We start from the raw sequence: 323 nt of genomic DNA on the forward strand, positions 1-323 counted from the left end.
ATTTATATCGTGCCATTGATGCAGAGGGACATACATTAGATATTTGGTTGCGTAAGCAACGAGATAATCATTCAGCATATGCGTTTATCAAACGTCTCATTAAACAATTTGGTAAACCTCAAAAGGTAATTACAGATCAGGCACCTTCAACGAAGGTAGCAATGGCTAAAGTAATTAAAGCTTTTAAACTTAAACCTGACTGTCATTGTACATCGAAATATCTGAATAACCTCATTGAGCAAGATCACCGTTATATTAAAGTAAGAAAGACAAGGTATCAAAGTATCAATACAGCAAAAAATACTTTAAAAGGTATTGAATGT

The 323-nt window shown here is 33.1% G+C and carries 1 pseudogene; it reads left to right on the forward strand.

What is annotated here, in order from left to right:
- A pseudogene (locus EII32_RS11880) lies at window positions 1-323 on the forward strand (IS6-like element IS257 family transposase); the annotation flags it as partial.

Source organism: Prevotella sp. OH937_COT-195, from assembly GCF_003932845.1.
Lineage (GTDB): Bacteria > Bacteroidota > Bacteroidia > Bacteroidales > Bacteroidaceae > Prevotella.